General features: G+C 59.2%; 12 protein-coding genes. 7 read left to right on the top strand and 5 right to left on the bottom strand.

From position 1 onward, the window contains the following. Positions 1 to 8 precede the first annotated feature (8 nt). Positions 9 to 1,295, top strand: coding sequence for a replication-associated recombination protein A (locus tag ACJ8KE_RS09570; protein ID WP_048796507.1), 1,287 nt, complete (start codon positions 9 to 11; stop codon positions 1,293 to 1,295). Between the two features lie 109 nt (positions 1,296 to 1,404). Continuing rightward, on the top strand, positions 1,405 to 2,697 hold the full coding sequence (gene serS, locus ACJ8KE_RS09565) for a serine--tRNA ligase (protein ID WP_016928328.1): 1,293 nt from the start codon (positions 1,405 to 1,407) through the stop codon (positions 2,695 to 2,697). 53 nt (positions 2,698 to 2,750) lie between these two features. Here serS and ACJ8KE_RS09560 read toward each other — a convergent pair whose 3' ends face one another. Then, a complete protein-coding gene (locus ACJ8KE_RS09560; protein WP_016928327.1) occupies positions 2,751 to 3,116 on the bottom strand; it encodes a DUF1801 domain-containing protein in 366 nt (121 codons plus the stop codon). A 163-nt stretch (positions 3,117 to 3,279) separates the two neighbouring features. On the opposite strand from ACJ8KE_RS09560, the gene ACJ8KE_RS09555 reads away from it, so the two are divergent. Beyond that, positions 3,280 to 4,431, top strand: a complete 1,152-nt coding sequence (locus tag ACJ8KE_RS09555; RefSeq protein ID WP_028127990.1) for an MFS transporter — start codon at positions 3,280 to 3,282, stop codon at positions 4,429 to 4,431. A 48-nt stretch (positions 4,432 to 4,479) separates the two neighbouring features. On the opposite strand, the gene pflA is transcribed toward ACJ8KE_RS09555, so the two are convergent. From pflA to ycaO, 4 genes are all read right to left on the bottom strand, one after another. Then, entirely contained in the window at positions 4,480 to 5,220 is a 741-nt protein-coding gene (gene pflA, locus ACJ8KE_RS09550) for a pyruvate formate lyase 1-activating protein (protein ID WP_016928325.1), read from the bottom strand. Positions 5,221 to 5,501: 281 nt separating this feature from the next. Beyond that, the gene (pflB, locus tag ACJ8KE_RS09545) at positions 5,502 to 7,784 is read right to left on the bottom strand and encodes a formate C-acetyltransferase (RefSeq protein ID WP_016928324.1); all 2,283 of its coding nucleotides are present in this window, start codon (positions 7,782 to 7,784) and stop codon (positions 5,502 to 5,504) included. Between the two features lie 54 nt (positions 7,785 to 7,838). Further along, entirely contained in the window at positions 7,839 to 8,699 is an 861-nt protein-coding gene (gene focA / locus ACJ8KE_RS09540; protein ID WP_442517225.1) for a formate transporter FocA, read from the bottom strand. A gap of 461 nt (positions 8,700 to 9,160) precedes the next feature. Beyond that, on the bottom strand, positions 9,161 to 10,924 hold the full coding sequence (gene ycaO / locus ACJ8KE_RS09535) for a 30S ribosomal protein S12 methylthiotransferase accessory factor YcaO (protein ID WP_033640817.1): 1,764 nt from the start codon (positions 10,922 to 10,924) through the stop codon (positions 9,161 to 9,163). 148 nt (positions 10,925 to 11,072) lie between these two features. Here ycaO and ansB point away from each other — a divergent pair, with 148 nt between their 5' ends. The 4 genes from ansB to cmk all read left to right on the top strand — a co-directional run bounded on the left by ansB (position 11,073) and on the right by cmk (position 15,859). After that, on the top strand, positions 11,073 to 12,119 hold the full coding sequence (gene ansB / locus ACJ8KE_RS09530; protein ID WP_016928322.1) for an L-asparaginase 2: 1,047 nt from the start codon (positions 11,073 to 11,075) through the stop codon (positions 12,117 to 12,119). A 302-nt stretch (positions 12,120 to 12,421) separates the two neighbouring features. Continuing rightward, on the top strand, positions 12,422 to 13,507 hold the full coding sequence (gene serC, locus ACJ8KE_RS09525) for a 3-phosphoserine/phosphohydroxythreonine transaminase (RefSeq protein WP_028127991.1): 1,086 nt from the start codon (positions 12,422 to 12,424) through the stop codon (positions 13,505 to 13,507). Between the two features lie 113 nt (positions 13,508 to 13,620). Beyond that, positions 13,621 to 14,907 carry a 3-phosphoshikimate 1-carboxyvinyltransferase gene (gene aroA / locus ACJ8KE_RS09520; RefSeq protein WP_016928320.1) on the top strand — a complete coding sequence of 429 codons (1,287 nt, stop codon included), beginning with the start codon at positions 13,621 to 13,623 and terminating at the stop codon, positions 14,905 to 14,907. Between the two features lie 262 nt (positions 14,908 to 15,169). Continuing rightward, positions 15,170 to 15,859 carry a (d)CMP kinase gene (cmk, locus tag ACJ8KE_RS09515; protein ID WP_028127992.1) on the top strand — a complete coding sequence of 230 codons (690 nt, stop codon included), beginning with the start codon at positions 15,170 to 15,172 and terminating at the stop codon, positions 15,857 to 15,859. The last annotated feature ends 136 nt before the right edge of the window (positions 15,860 to 15,995 follow it).

Here is a 15,995-nt window from a genome sequence, read left to right as displayed (position 1 = left end):
CCGCGCGCATGCGGCCGACCACGCTGGCGCAGTATATCGGCCAGCAACACCTGCTGGCCGCCGGCAAGCCGCTGCCGCGCGCCATTGAGGCCGGGCAACTGCACTCGATGATTTTATGGGGGCCGCCGGGCACCGGGAAGACGACGTTGGCAGAGCTGATCGGCCGTTATGGCCAGGCGGATGTCGAACGGATCTCTGCCGTGACCTCCGGCATCAAGGAGATCCGCGAGGCGATTGAGCGGGCGCGGCAAAACCGCGACGCCGGCCGCCGCACCATCCTGTTTGTCGATGAAGTGCACCGCTTTAACAAAAGCCAGCAGGACGCTTTCCTGCCGCATATCGAAGACGGCACCATCACCTTTATCGGCGCCACCACCGAAAACCCGTCGTTCGAACTGAACTCGGCGCTGTTGTCCCGCGCCCGCGTTTACCTGCTGAAGGCGCTGACCGCCGAAGATATCGGCCAGGTGCTGGATCAGGCGATGAGCGACAAGGCGCGCGGCTTTGGCAATCAGAACGTCGAGCTGCCCGCGGAAACGCGCCGCCTGCTGTCGGAGTTGGTGGGCGGCGATGCGCGCCGGGCGCTGAACAGCCTGGAAATGATGGCGGACATGGCGGAGATCGATGCCAAAGGCGTGCGGGTGCTGACGCCGGAGTTGCTGAAAGAGGTGTCGGGCGAGCGCAGCGCGCGCTTCGACAACAAGGGCGACCGTTATTACGACCTGATTTCCGCGCTGCATAAATCAGTGCGCGGTTCGGCGCCGGACGCCGCGCTGTACTGGTATGCGCGCATCATTACCGCCGGCGGCGATCCGCTCTATGTGGCGCGCCGTCTGTTGGCGATTGCCTCTGAAGACGTGGGCAACGCCGATCCGCGCGGCATGCAGGTGGCGATCGCCGCCTGGGATTGCTTCACCCGCGTGGGGCCGGCCGAGGGCGAACGCGCCATCGCGCAGGCGATTGTTTACCTGGCCTGCGCGCCGAAAAGCAATGCGGTTTACACCGCGTTCAAGGCCGCCATGCGCGATGCCAAAGAGCAGGCCGATTATGACGTGCCGGAGCACCTGCGCAACGCGCCGACCAAGCTGATGAAGGAGATGGGGCTGGGGGCGGAATACCGTTACGCCCACGACGAACCCAACGCCTACGCCGCCGGCGAGAACTATTTCCCGCCCGAAATGGCCCATACGCGCTACTACCAACCGACCTCGCGCGGGCTGGAAGGGAAAATCGGCGAAAAGTTGGCATGGCTGGCTGAGCAGGATCAAAATAGCCCGACAAAACGCTACCGCTAGCGTGGCCGTTGCGGTAAGGTTAGCGGGTATCACTCTTCTTTTATGCGGCTATAAATCAGCCGCATAGAACAACAACACTTCTTTCAATAACAACAAGCACAGGATTAGCATGCTCGATCCCAATCTGCTGCGTAATGAGCTAGACGCAGTCGCCGTCAAACTGGCTCGCCGAGGCTTTAAACTCGATCTGGATCTGCTGCGTTCGCAGGAAGAACGCCGCAAAGTTCTGCAGGTAGAAACTGAAACGCTGCAAGCGGAACGCAACTCCCGATCGAAATCCATCGGCGCGGCCAAAGCGCGTGGGGAAGACATCGAGCCGCTGCGTCGCGAAGTGAACGAGCTGGGTGACAAGCTGGATGCCGCCAAGGCGGCGCTGGATGCGCTGCAAAGCGAGATCCGCGATTACGCTCTGACGCTGCCTAACCTGCCGGACGACGCGGTGCCGGATGGTAAAGACGACAGCGAAAACCTGGAAGTCACCCGCTGGGGCGAACCGCGCCAGTACGACTTCGCGGTGCGCGATCACGTCGATCTGGGCGAAATGGCCGGCGGGCTGGATTTTGCCGCCGCGGTTAAGCTGACCGGTTCGCGTTTCGTGGTCATGAAAGGGCAAATCGCCCGCATGCACCGCGCGCTGTCCCAGTTCATGCTGGATCTGCACACCGAGCAGCACGGCTACCTGGAGGCCTACGTACCTTATCTGGTCAACCACGCCACGCTGTATGGCACCGGCCAACTGCCGAAGTTCGGCGAAGATCTGTTCCATACCCGCCCGCTGGAAGAAGAAGCCGACAGCAGCAACTACGCGCTGATCCCAACGGCGGAAGTGCCGCTGACCAACCTGGTGCGCGACGAGATCGTGGAAGAGGAAACTCTGCCGCTGAAGATGACCGCGCACACGCCATGCTTCCGTGCGGAAGCCGGTTCTTACGGTCGCGATACCCGCGGTTTGATCCGCATGCACCAGTTCGACAAGGTCGAGATGGTGCAGATCGTCCGTCCGGAAGATTCGATGGATGCCCTGGAAGAGCTGACCGGCCATGCGGAAAAAGTGCTGCAGCTGCTGAACCTGCCTTACCGCAAGGTGCTGCTGTGCACCGGCGACATGGGCTTCGGCGCCTGCAAGACCTACGATCTGGAAGTGTGGCTGCCGGCGCAGAACACCTACCGCGAGATCTCCTCCTGCTCCAACATGTGGGACTTCCAGGCGCGTCGCATGCAGGCGCGTTGCCGCAGCAAGGCCGACAAGAAGCCGCGTCTGGTTCACACGCTGAACGGCTCCGGCCTGGCGGTTGGCCGTACGCTGGTGGCGGTGCTGGAAAACTACCAGCAGGCCGACGGTCGCATTCAGGTGCCTGAAGTGCTGCGTCCTTATATGGGCGGCCTGGAATACATCGGCTAAACGGCAAGCTACGAGAAAAAAGCGCCTGCGGGCGCTTTTTTTATGTCGAGAATTCAGTCTGTCGCCAGCGCGTAGGCCTGTTTAATGTAGTCCGCCAGATGCTTGCTTTTCACCTCGGCGGGCGAGTGGAGCTTGATGTGCCGCCGATATTGGCCGTTGCCTTCGAGCTGATGATGGCTGTCTACCAGCCGGTAGCCGTGACCGAACTCCACCGTGACGTGGTGGCGATAGGCGAAAACGCCGCAGAAAAATTGAGTATGCGAGAACATGATGCCGCCGTATTTGACCGATTCGGTGACGCCACTGCCGCTTGTCGCGGCGATCCGACGTACCTGCTGCACAATGGCCAGCAGCTCATCGTGCGTGCTGCCGATGTCCGCCAGCAGGGTCTCTACCGCAGCATCATTTGCGTGACTCATCTTGCTTCTCCATCGTTAAATTCGCTCTGCGCTGAGCATAGCGCTTTTCCAGCCGATTAGCCGGAAACAAATCGTGCGGTGGAATGATAAGAGGCGATTGACTTTTTTATCGCCAGTGGCATGATGCGCGCACTCTCATTGCGCGTTCGGTCACAATTTCACTATGTCCGCATACTCCCGCCCAGTGCTCCTATTGCTCTGCGGTCTTTTGCTGCTCACGGTATCCATTGCCGTTTTAAATACGTTAGTGCCGCTTTGGTTAACCCATGCCCAGCTGTCAACCTGGCAGGTGGGAATGGTCAGCTCCTCTTATTTCAGCGGTAACCTCTTGGGCACGTTGGTGGCGGGCAGACTGATCCAGCGCGTCGGCTTTACCCGCAGCTATCATCTTTCTTGTCTGGTGTTCGCCGCGGCGACCGCCGGCATGGTGCTGTCGATCGATTTCTGGAGCTGGCTGGGCTGGCGCTTCTTCGCCGGCGTCGGTTGCGCCTGGATCTGGGTGATCGTGGAGAGCGCGCTGTTGCGCAGCGGTAACCTGAGCAACCGTGGCCAGCTGCTGGCGGCCTATATGATTGTCTATTACCTCGGTACGGTGACCGGCCAATTGCTGTTGAGCATGACCTCGACCGAATTGCTGCACGTGGTGCCGTGGGTGACCGCCATTGTGATCAGCGCGATGTTGCCAATGCTGTTCGCGCGGGTCAACCGCCATGAAGACGAGCCGCAGCAGGCGGCGGTATGGACAATGTTGAGACGCCGCAGCGCGCGCCTCGGCATCAACGGCTGCATCATCTCCGGCATCGTGCTCGGTTCGCTGTATGGCTTGATGCCGCTGTATCTCTCCCATCAGGGCATGAGTGACGCCAACGTCGGTTACTGGATGGCGCTGCTGGTCAGCTCCGGCATCGTCGGGCAATGGCCGGTCGGGCGCCTGGCCGATCGTTACGGGCGCCTGCTGGTGCTGCGCATTCAGGTGTTCGTGGTGATCCTCGCCAGCGTGGCGATGCTCGGCAACTACGCCATGGCGCCTTCGCTGTTCATCCTCGGCTGCGCCGGCTTTACCCTTTACCCGGTGGCGATGTCCTGGGCCTGCGAGAAGGCAATGCCGCATGAACTGGTGGCGATGAACCAGGCGCTGCTGATGAGTTACACCATCGGCAGCCTGCTGGGCCCATCGATGACGGCGCTGCTGATGCAAAACTACTCCGATCGCGTGCTGTTCGTGATGATCGCCGCCGTGGCGCTGGTTTACCTGCTGATGCTGCTGAAAAAGCAGAAGCCGGATCGCCACCACACGCCGTTCGCCGCCGCCTGAGCATAAAAAAACCGGCCATGAGCCGGTTTTTCTTTTGGCGTGCGCCAATCAGTAAATCACTTTGTGGCCGTAGCTTTCCAGGATGCCTTTGACGCGATCCATGGTCTCGGCCTTCGGCGGGTGCACACCGTCCAGTTTGTACTCTTCCCCCATCGCTATCCATTTGTGCTTGCCCAGCTCGTGGTAAGGCAGCAGCTCGATTTTCTCGATGTTGGTCATGTCTTTGGTGAACTCGCCCAGCAGGTGCGCCGATTTATCGTCGTCTGACCAGCCCGGCACCACTACGTAACGGATCCAGGTGCGCTGATTGCGTTTCGCCAGGTAGCGGGCGAATTCCAACGTGCGGTGGTTGGAGACGCCGACCAGATTCTGGTGGATATCGTCGTTCATCTGTTTCAGATCCAGCATGACCAGATCGGTGGTGTCCAGCAACTCGTCGATCACCGGATCGTAGCGGCGCACGAAGCCATTGGTGTCCAGGCAGGTATTGATGCCTTCGGCGTGGCAGGCGCGGAACCAGTCGCGCACGAATTCAGCCTGCAGGATCGCCTCGCCACCGGACGCGGTCACGCCGCCGCCGGAGGCATTCATGAAGTGGCGGTAGGCCACCGCGTCTTTCATCAGCTCTTCGACGGTCACTTCTTTGCCGCCGTGGGTGTCCCAAGTGTCGCGGTTATGGCAATAGAGGCAGCGCATCAGGCAGCCCTGGAAGAAGACGATAAAGCGGATCCCGGGCCCATCGACGGTGCCGCAGGATTCGAAGGAGTGGATGCGACCAGTTACTGACATTGCGGGTTTTTCTCCAATATTGACTGTCAAACGCAGTCTAAAAATAGGCGCGTGGCCGCCGGCCAGGTATCTGCGATGCAGTGGCGGGGTGAGTCCGCCACCGGGGGTAATGATGCCTGTCGGCCGGTCAGTTGCCGGATAACTGTTTTGCCGGTTATCCATCCAGTATAGATGTCCGGCAAAACAGACTCGTACAGAGTCAGGGGAGAGCGGTGGGAGAAAAGGGCCGGCAGAACCGGCCCCGACGTTGGCACCGGGCGGTTTCCCGCCCGGTTGGCGCATTACATCGTTTGAGTGAAGGTACGAGTAATGACGTCCTGCTGTTGCTCTTTAGTCAGCGAGTTGAAGCGCACGGCGTAACCGGAGACGCGGATGGTCAGCTGAGGGTACTTCTCAGGGTTTTCCATCGCGTCCAGCAGCATTTCGCGGTTCATCACGTTGACGTTCAGGTGCTGACCGCCTTCGATGGAGGCTTCATGGTGGAAGTAACCATCCATCAGGCCTGCCAGGTTGGCTTTACGCACGTCGTCGTCTTTACCCAGCGCGTTAGGCACGATGGAGAAGGTGTAGGAGATACCGTCTTTCGCGTAGGCAAACGGCAGTTTGGCTACCGAGGTCAGGGAGGCTACTGCGCCTTTCTGGTCACGGCCGTGCATCGGGTTGGCACCTGGGCCGAACGGTGCGCCAGCGCGGCGGCCATCCGGGGTGTTACCGGTTTTCTTGCCGTACACCACGTTGGAGGTGATGGTCAGTACGGACTGAGTCGGTACCGCGTTGCGGTAGGTGCGCAGTTTCTGAATTTTCTTCATGAAACGTTCCACCAGGTCGCAGGCGATGTCATCGACGCGGGCGTCGTTGTTACCGAACTGCGGATACTCGCCTTCCACTTTGAAGTCGATAGCCAGGCCGTCTTCGTCGCGAATGGTGGTGACTTTCGCGTACTTGATGGCGGACAGGGAGTCGGCCGCAACGGACAGACCGGCGATGCCGCAAGCCATGGTGCGATAAACGTCACGGTCATGCAGCGCCATCAGCGCAGCTTCGTAGCTGTACTTGTCGTGCATGTAGTGAATGATGTTCAGCGCGGTCACGTACTGCTTGGCCAGCCAATCCATAAAGTGATCCATGCGCGCCATGACTTTGTCATAGTCCAGCACTTCGTCCATCATCGGCGCTTCTTTCGGGCCGACCTGCATTTTCAGTTTTTCGTCAACGCCGCCGTTGATGGCGTACAGCATGGTTTTCGCCAGGTTGGCGCGGGCGCCGAAGAACTGCATTTGTTTGCCGACGATCATCGGGCTGACGCAGCAAGCGATGGCATAGTCATCGTTGTTGAAGTCAGGGCGCATCAGGTCGTCGTTTTCGTACTGAACGGAAGAGGTGTCGATGGACACTTTCGCCGCGAATTTCTTGAAGTTCAGCGGCAGCTTTTCAGACCACAGGATGGTCATGTTCGGCTCCGGAGACGGCCCCATGGTGTACAGGGTGTTCAGGAAGCGGAAGCTGTTTTTGGTGACCAGGGTACGGCCGTCGACGCCCATACCGGCCAGGGACTCAGTCGCCCAGATTGGGTCGCCGGAGAACAGCTCATCGTACTCAGGGGTACGCAGGAAGCGCACCATACGCAGTTTCATCACCAGGTGGTCGATCAGTTCCTGCGCTTGTTCTTCGGTCAGTTTGCCCGCCTTGATGTCGCGTTCGATGAACACGTCGAGGAAGGTGGACACGCGGCCGAAGGACATGGCGGCGCCGTTCTGGGATTTCACCGCGGCCAGGTAGCCGAAGTAGGTCCACTGCACTGCTTCTTGCGCGCTGGTGGCCGGGCCGGAGATGTCGTAGCCGTATTTGGCGGCCATCTCTTTGATCTGAGCCAGAGCGCGGTGCTGTTCAGCGATCTCTTCGCGCAGCTGGATGGTCATTTCCAGGTCTTCGCCGTTTTCCAGTTTTTCCTGCAGCGATTTGAACTGGTTCAGTTTGTCGGCCATCAGGAAGTCGATGCCGTACAGCGCCACGCGGCGGTAGTCGCCGATGATGCGGCCGCGGCCGTAGGCGTCTGGCAGACCGGTCAGCACGCCGGATTTACGGCAGTTCAGGATGTCTTTGGTGTAAACGTCGAATACGCCCTGGTTGTGGGTTTTACGGTATTCGGTGAACACTTTTTTCAGCTGCGGATCCAGCTCGCGGCCGTACACTTTGCACGAACCTTCGACCATTTTGATGCCGCCGAACGGGATCAGCGCGCGTTTCAGAGGGGCGTCGGTCTGCAGACCCACGATGGTTTCCAGCTCTTTGGCGATGTAACCCGCGTCGTGAGAAATGATGGTTGAAGCAACGTTGGTGTCGAAATCAACCGGCGCATGAGTGCGGTTTTCCAGTTTGATCCCTTCCATAACCTTGTCCCACAAGGTGGTGGTGGCTTGAGTTGCGCCAGCCAGGAAGGATTCGTCACCTTCATAAGGCGTGTAGTTTTTCTGGATGAAGTCACGAACGTTGACTTCATTCTGCCAGTCACCCTTGCTGAAACCTTCCCAAGCGTTGGCTAATTTCTCGTTAAGTTCGGTCATTGTACACCTACCTTTGATTGTGGATTTCTAACTCTGCACGCGGTAACTCACAGCTTAGTGCTGCTCGCGGCCCCCGCGCAGATAAATTACCCAGTAAGTCAACCCAACCAGCAGACCGCCGCCGATGATGTTACCGAGGGTGACCGGAATCAGGTTGTCGATGATGAAGTTGCTTACTGTCAGATGAGCGAATTGCTCAGGTACCGCCCCTACGGCTTGCCAGAACTCCGGCGTGGCGAAGTGTTTGACCACGATGCCCATAGGGATCATAAACATGTTGGCGATGCTGTGTTCGAAGCCGCTGGCGACAAACATCCCGACCGGCAGCACCATGGCGAGCATCTTGTCGGTCAGGGTGCGGCCGGAGTAGCTCATCCAGACCGCCAGGCAGACCATCAGGTTAGCCAGAATGCCGAGGCAGACGGCTTCGATGAAGGTGTGATGCAGCTTATGGTCTGCGGTTTGCAGGACATTCAGGCCCCACTGGCCGTTGGCGACCATATACTCGCCGGAGAACCAGATCAGCGCCACGAGGAACAGCGCGCCGACCAGGTTGCCGAGATAAACGTTCAGCCAGTTGGCGCCCAGCTGGCCCCAGCTGATGCGGCCGCTGGCCTTGGCGATGACGATAAGTACGGTAGAAGTGAACAGGTCGGCGCCCGACACCACCACCAGCATTAACCCGAGAGAGAAGCAGATGCCGCCGACCAGTTTCGCCAGCCCGAAAGGTACGCCGGCGGTGCCGGTGGTCGCCGTGATGTAGAAGACGAAGGCGATGGAAATGAAGACACCGGCGGTGATCGCCAAATAAAACGTTTTCAGCGGATGTTTGGTGGCTTTATACACGCCGGCATCTTCAGCGATTTTCGCCGTTGCTGCAGGTAAAATCAGATCGAAGGGGCTGTCAGTTTTCAAACTAACTCTCGCTCTTAAGGGTTAAAACAACGCAATGAGATACTAGCAAAGCAGTATAGGGGAAAATTTGATTTGGATCATAAGGCGGGGAAGTAGAGCGGCGAAATGACGTGTTTTTTGTGTGGTTTTTATGTTTAATTTATTGATTTTTAATGAAAAACATTTTTTTAATGTTTGCAAATTTTTTTGAATCAACCGAATGGTCGGCATAGAGTAAAGTTAAATTTTTAGGCGTTTTGTCGCCGCGCGGCGCTGAAAGTTTAATTATCGGTTAATTATTATTTCACCGTCCGGCAACAATTGACGGTTTATTTATTTTTATGGCCGTTTAACCGCCTATTTCCTGGCAAAAAAATAAAACCGAATGCGTTGAAATAAACCGCAAAAATGAAAACGCCGCAACGGAGTGCGGCGTTTGGCAACAGGGGTACTCCCAAAGTGGTGGCACCCCCTGATGATGCTTAGGCCTTGGCCCAGTGGCGGCGTTTGGCCGCCTGCAGCTTCTCGTAAGCCGCCAGCAGCGCCTGATGCGCCGGCAGCGCCTTCAGATCGGCATCGACGGCGAACAGCCCGTTGAAGCGCTCTTCACCGCTGATGGCGGCGGAGGCGGCGTCGACCGCTTCCTGGCCGTACATTTTCACGAACGCGGTATAGTATTGCGCCGCTTCGCGTTCAGGCTCCTGCGCCAGCAGCAGCAGCGTTTGCAGGCAGCGGTAGTAGTTGCTGCGCGCCGGGCTCAGTACCGAGGCGTTGAAGTCCTGCGTCCATTCGGTCCAGATCAGCGCCTGATCCAGATCGCCGCCCGCCAGCGCCAGCATCGACTTCAGCTCGCCCACGCGCAGGGTATGCCAGGCGTTGTCTTTGCCGCTGGCAATGCCCAGCAGTTCGCGTACGCGGGTGAAATCGTCCAGCCCTTCGTCGTCCAGTTGCTCGATCAGCGCCAGGTATTCTTCCGGCTCCCACTCGCTGCCCGGCAGCGCCAGCAGCGTATCGCGCAGGTGCGCGCCCATGCTGTTGTTGGCCAGCAGCAGGTCTTCCGCCGGGTAGATATCGGACATGCCCGGCACGATGATGCGGCAAGCGTAGACGCCCAGGTGCTCGTAGTCGGCGATGTACACTTCCGCGTCTTCCTTGTCGAAGATGCTCATCAGGGTGGCGAACTCTTCCTGCGTGCTGCCGCTGAAGTTCCAGTCAACGAACGGGTAATCGGCATCCTGTTTGAACAGATCCCAGGAGATCAGGCCGCTGGAGTCGATGAAGTGCGTTTCCAGGTTGGTGTGTTCCGCCACTTCTTCGTCATCGAAGGTCGGCGCGGTGAACACGTCGAGATCTTTCAGGCTGCGGCCCTGCAGCAGTTCGGTTACCGTGCGCTCCAGCGCCACGCCGAAGTCCGGATGCGCGCCGAATGAAGCGAAGCAGGTGCCGTTGGTCGGGTTGAACAGCACCACGCAGATCACCGGGTAGTTGCCGCCCAGCGAGGCGTCATAGGAGAGGATCGGGAAACCTTCCTCTTCCAACTTGGCGATGGCTTCCACCACGCCCGGGTAGCGGTTCAGCACTTCGTCCGGGATCGCCGGCAGGCTGATGGATTCGGCGATGATGCGGTTTTTCACATAACGCTCGAACACTTCCGACAGACCCTGCACGCGCGCTTCGTTGGCGGTGTTGCCGGCGGACATACCGTTGGAAACATACAGGTTGCCGATGATATTCATCGGGATGTACACGGTTTGCTGGTCGGACTGACGGGTAAACGGCAGCGCGCACACGCCGCGATCGGCGTTGCCGGATTGCAGATCGACCAGATCGCTGGCGCTCAGCTCTTGCTGCGGATCGTAGAAGGCGTGCAGGCGTTCGTCGAGGATGCCGGCCGGCAGCGCGTCGTCTTCAGGGATCGGGAACCATTTCTCATTCGGGTAGTGCACGAAGTCGCCTTCGGCGATCTGCCGGCCCAGATAGAAATCGGCAAAGAAGTAGTTGGTGGACAGGCGCTCGAAATATTCACCCAGCGCGGAGGCCAGCGCGGCTTTTTTGCTGGCGCCTTTGCCGTTGGTGAAGCACAGCGGGCAATCGCGATCGCGAATGTGCACCGACCACACGTGCGGCACCGGGTTCAGCCAGGAGGCTTCTTCGATGTTGAAACCGAGGTCGCTCAGTTTCTGCTGGAAACGGGCGATGGAGTCTTCCAGGGCGGCGTCTTTACCGGGGATAAAAGTTTGCGTCATTGTCTTCACTTTTTGCGCGTACTAAAAACGCGCAATGATACGGGGTTTTACGCTGGAGCTCCACGTATTCCTAAAGCGGTGGCAAAGTCACAGTTTTTTTAAGGATAAAGGCCATAATTCAGCGAGTTATCTGTCACGGAGAAATCTAATGAAATCAGTGAAACTCAGCGTGTTAACCCTCTTGTTGACCGGCGTCAGCGCTTCGGCGCTGGCGCTGCCCAACATCACCCTGCTGGCGACCGGCGGCACCATCGCCGGCGGCGGCGATTCGGCGACGAAATCCAACTATACCGCGGGCAAGCTGGGCGTCGAGGCGCTGGTCGATGCGGTGCCGGCGCTGAAAAACATCGCCAACGTGCGGGGGGAGCAGGTGGTGAACATCGGCTCGCAGGACATGAACGATCAGGTCTGGCTGACGCTGGCGAAGAAAATTGACGCCGACTGCGGCAAAACCGACGGCTTCGTCATCACCCACGGTACCGATACGCTGGAAGAGACGGCCTATTTCCTCGATCTGACGGTGAAGTGCGACAAGCCGGTGGTGCTGGTCGGGGCGATGCGGCCGGCGACGGCGATGAGCGCCGACGGCCCGTTCAACCTATATAACGCGGTGGTGACGGCGGCGGATCCGCAATCGGCCAACCGCGGGGTGCTGGTGGCGATGAACGACACCGTGCTGGACGCGCGCGACGTCACCAAGACCAATACCACCGCCGTGCAGACCTTCCAGTCGCCGAACTTCGGCCCGCTGGGGTACATCCACAACGGCAAGATCGATTACCAGCGTTCGCCGCAGCGCAAGCATACCCGGGAGACGCCGTTCGACGTCAGCAAGCTGAACGAGCTGCCGAAGGTCGGCATCGTCTACAACTACGCCAACGCCTCCGATGCGCCGGCCAAGGCGCTGATCGCCGAAGGATATCAGGGCATCGTCAGCGCCGGGGTCGGCAACGGTAACCTGTATAAAACCGTGTTTGACACCTTGGCGACGGCGGCGCACAACGGCGTGGCGGTGGTGCGTTCTTCGCGCGTGCCGACCGGCGCGACCACCGAGGATGCGGAAGTGGACGACGCCAAATACGGCTTCGTGGCCGCCGGCACGCTGAATCCGCAAAAAGCGCGCATTCTGCTGCAGTTGGCGCTGACGCAAACCAAAGACGCGAAGCAGATCCAGCAGATGTTCAATCAGTACTGATCGTTTTCTCTCCTGCGGGGGCCGTCCGGGCTCCCGCAGCCATCTCGGCTGAATACAGCATAAAACACCGCGTTAACCCGCTGAATTTCCCCATGTCGCAGGGTTTTATCGTCCAAACAATCGCGACGGCCGCAGAGCCTGTCATCACCCGGCGCGACCGTTTGCCGCCGACGGGCGAATAAGCGTTGCAGCCATGGGGCGTGAGTGATAAAACCGATGGGTTGGTTAACGCGAGCGTTAGCTTCGGGCATCTTTTCGACAGGTCGCTTTTCTGCGGCGAACAGTGAATGTGGTGAGGGGAAATGACTCAGGTTTATAATTTTAGCTCTGGCCCGGCGATGCTGCCGGTGGAAGTGTTGCGTCGTGCGGAACAGGAACTGTGCAATTGGCACGGCCTGGGCACGTCAGTGATGGAGATCAGTCACCGCAGCAAAGAATTCATCGCCGTTGCCGAGCAGGCGGAACAGGATCTGCGCGATCTGCTGAAAGTCCCCTCCAACTATAAAGTGCTGTTTTGCCACGGCGGCGCCCGCGCACAATTCGCCGCGCTGCCGCTGAACCTGCTGGGCGACAAGGCCACCGCCGACTATATCGACGGTGGTTATTGGGCGCACAGCGCCATCAAGGAAGCGGAAAAGTATTGCACCCCGAACGTCATCGACGTGAAAACCCGCATCGATGGCCTGAGCGGCATCAAGCCGATGAAAGAGTGGCAGCTGAGCAACGACGCTGCTTACGTGCATTATTGCCCGAATGAAACCATCGACGGCGTGGCCATCGATGAAACGCCGGACTTCGGCGACAAAGTGGTGATCGGCGATTACTCCTCGACCATTCTGTCCCGCCCGCTCGACGTCAGCCGCTTCGGCGTGATTTACGCCGGCGCGCAGAAAAATATCGGCCCGGCCGGCCTGACGCTGGTGATAGTGCGCGACGATCTGCTGGGCAAGGCGCGCAAAGAAGTGCCGTCTATCCTCGATTACACCGTGCTGGCCGAGAACGACTCGATGTTCAACACCCCGCCAACCTTCGCCTGGTACTTGTCCGGGCTGGTGTTCAAATGGCTGAAAGAGCAGGGCGGCCTGGTGGAGATGCAAAAACGCAATCAGGCCAAGGCCGAGCTGCTGTACGCGACCATCGATAAATCCGACTTCTACCGCAGCCAGGTGGCGATCGCCAACCGTTCCTGGATGAACGTGCCGTTCCAGCTGGCCGATGCGGCGCTGGACAAGGTATTCCTCAGCGAAGCCGAGGCCATCGGCCTGCAGGCGCTGAAAGGCCACCGGGTAGTTGGCGGCATGCGTGCTTCTATTTACAATGCCATGCCGCTGGCCGGCGTGCAGGCGCTGACCGACTTCATGACCGACTTCGAACGTCGTCACGGTTGATTCCGTCAGCCCGCCAGGCGCGGGCTGCTCAGGCTGTTGTCCTTTTGCATTAAAGCGGCTCCGGCATTATTCCGGAGCCGTTTCGTTTATCAGAATTGGAGAGTTTTGTTCACATGGTGGATTCCCTGACGTTACAACCGGTCGCCCTGGTCAATGGCACCGTCAACTTACCCGGCTCGAAGAGCGTTTCTAACCGCGCTCTGCTGCTGGCGGCGCTGGCGGAGGGAACGACCCGGCTGACCAACCTGCTGGACAGCGACGATGTGCGTCATATGCTGAATGCGCTGCAGGCGTTGGGCGTGAACTACCGGCTTTCCGCCGACCGCACCGTGTGTGAAGTGACCGGCGTGGCCGGGCCGTTGGTGGCCAACCAACCGCTGGAACTGTTCCTTGGCAATGCCGGCACCGCGATGCGCCCACTGGCGGCGGCGCTGTGCCTTGGTGAAGGTGATGTGGTGCTGACCGGGGAACCCCGCATGAAAGAACGCCCGATCGGCCATCTGGTGGACGCGTTGCGCCAGGGCGGGGCGCAGATTGATTACCTCGAGCAGACCGATTACCCGCCGATTCGCCTGCGCGGCGGTTTCCAGGGCGGCGACGTCACCGTTGACGGCAGCGTCTCCAGCCAGTTCCTGACCGCGTTGCTGATGACCGCGCCCCTGGCGCCGCAGGATACGCAGATCCACATCAAGGGCGAGCTGGTTTCCAAGCCCTACATCGACATCACGCTGCATCTGATGCGCACCTTCGGCGTATCGGTGAGCCACGACAACTACCGGGTATTCCATATCCAGGGGCGCCAGACGTATATCGCGCCGGGCGACTACCTGGTTGAGGGCGACGCTTCTTCCGCCTCTTACTTCCTGGCGGCGGCGGCGATCAAGGGCGGCACCGTGCGCGTGACCGGCATCGGCCGCAAAAGCGTGCAGGGCGACACCAAGTTCGCCGACGTGCTGGAGAAAATGGGCGCGCGCATCACCTGGGGCGACGATTTCATCGAGTGCAGCCGCGGTGAACTGCGCGGCATCGACATGGACATGAACCACATTCCGGACGCGGCGATGACCATCGCCACCGCGGCGTTGTTCGCCGAGGGGCCGACCACCATCCGCAATATCTACAACTGGCGGGTGAAGGAGACCGACCGTCTGGCGGCGATGGCCACCGAGTTGCGTAAAGTGGGGGCGGAAGTGGACGAAGGCGAAGACTACATTCACGTCGTGCCGCCGGCCAAACTGCAGTTCGCCGAGATCGGTACCTACAACGATCACCGCATGGCGATGTGCTTCTCGCTGGTGGCGCTGTCGGATACCCCGGTCACCATTCTCGATCCGAAATGCACCGCGAAAACCTTCCCGGATTATTTCGAGCAGTTGGCGCGCATCAGCCAGCCGGCGTAGTAACCCGTCAAATCGTTTCTTTTAAGGCCCCTTTGTGGGCCTTTATAGTTTTTAACCTTCGGCGACCGGCGTTTCTTCTATACTTTTTCGCGGTTGTGCGCTTATTTTCAACAACCGGACAGTTCCAGGGTAACAGATTGCCGTAGGGCAGCGTATAATACGCCACCGTATTTGCCCCTGATTGGGCAGGTGGCAGAGCGCACGGGCTTCGAGTCGAAGCGCGCCGTGTCTCTGTGAGGTTTTCTACCTGAAGGAGAGAGAAATGACGGCTACAGCCCCGGTGATAACCGTTGATGGACCAAGTGGCGCAGGCAAAGGCACGCTGTGTAAAGCGTTGGCCGAGTCCCTTGGTTGGCGTTTGCTGGATTCTGGCGCGATCTACCGCGTGCTGGCGCTGGCGGCGTTGCATCATCAGGTGGATATCACTTCTGAGGAAGCGCTGGTTCCGCTGGCCGCACATCTCGATGTTCGCTTCGTTGCCCAGGACGGCAAGCTGCAGGTGATTTTGGAGGGTGAGGACGTCAGCAATGAGATCCGCACCGAAACCGTCGGCAACACCGCGTCGCAAGCGGCGGCGTTTCCGCGCGTGCGCGAGGCGTTGCTGCGCCGCCAGCGCGCGTTTCGCGAGGCGCCCGGCCTGATTGCCGATGGCCGCGACATGGGCACGGTGGTGTTCCCGGACGCGCCGGTCAAGATTTTCCTCGACGCCAGCTCGGAGGAGCGCGCGCACCGCCGCATGCTGCAGTTGCAGGAGAAGGGCTTTAATGTTAACTTTGAACGTCTTTTAGCCGAGATAAAGGAACGGGACGACCGTGACCGTAATCGGCCTATCGCGCCTCTGGTGCCCGCTTCTGACGCCCTCGTACTGGATTCTACCAGCATGTCGATAGAGGAAGTGATCCAGCAGGCGTTGACGTATGCACAGAAAGTGTTGGCGTTGCCGCAGCAATAAGCGCGGCGGCGCTATTGGCTTTTTGTCATATTTGTCATAGCGGTATCGCAATATATCGGGTAAAATTTTACCCCTGTAACCTTAAACCCTGTCGGCATGGAGCCAATGGCGGGGTATGTGAAACAACCCCATTCGG

This window comes from Serratia sp. CY56464 (genome assembly GCF_052168435.1).
Lineage (GTDB): Bacteria > Pseudomonadota > Gammaproteobacteria > Enterobacterales > Enterobacteriaceae > Serratia > Serratia marcescens.
This window is presented reverse-complemented; position numbering and strand designations above follow the sequence as displayed.

Excerpts from the sequence above, each read along its gene's own strand:
- ACJ8KE_RS09570 (WP_048796507.1), top strand. The coding sequence starts at position 9 with ATGCGGCCGACCACGCTGGCGCAGTATATCGGCCAGCAACACCTGCTG.
- aroA (WP_016928320.1), top strand. The coding sequence starts at position 13,621 with ATGGTGGATTCCCTGACGTTACAACCGGTCGCCCTGGTCAATGGCACC.
- pflB (WP_016928324.1), bottom strand. The coding sequence starts at position 7,784 with ATGACCGAACTTAACGAGAAATTAGCCAACGCTTGGGAAGGTTTCAGC.
- ACJ8KE_RS09560 (WP_016928327.1), bottom strand. The coding sequence starts at position 3,116 with ATGAGTCACGCAAATGATGCTGCGGTAGAGACCCTGCTGGCGGACATC.
- serC (WP_028127991.1), top strand. The coding sequence starts at position 12,422 with ATGACTCAGGTTTATAATTTTAGCTCTGGCCCGGCGATGCTGCCGGTG.
- serS (WP_016928328.1), top strand. The coding sequence starts at position 1,405 with ATGCTCGATCCCAATCTGCTGCGTAATGAGCTAGACGCAGTCGCCGTC.
- ACJ8KE_RS09555 (WP_028127990.1), top strand. The coding sequence starts at position 3,280 with ATGTCCGCATACTCCCGCCCAGTGCTCCTATTGCTCTGCGGTCTTTTG.
- cmk (WP_028127992.1), top strand. The coding sequence starts at position 15,170 with ATGACGGCTACAGCCCCGGTGATAACCGTTGATGGACCAAGTGGCGCA.
- ansB (WP_016928322.1), top strand. The coding sequence starts at position 11,073 with ATGAAATCAGTGAAACTCAGCGTGTTAACCCTCTTGTTGACCGGCGTC.
- pflA (WP_016928325.1), bottom strand. The coding sequence starts at position 5,220 with ATGTCAGTAACTGGTCGCATCCACTCCTTCGAATCCTGCGGCACCGTC.
- ycaO (WP_033640817.1), bottom strand. The coding sequence starts at position 10,924 with ATGACGCAAACTTTTATCCCCGGTAAAGACGCCGCCCTGGAAGACTCC.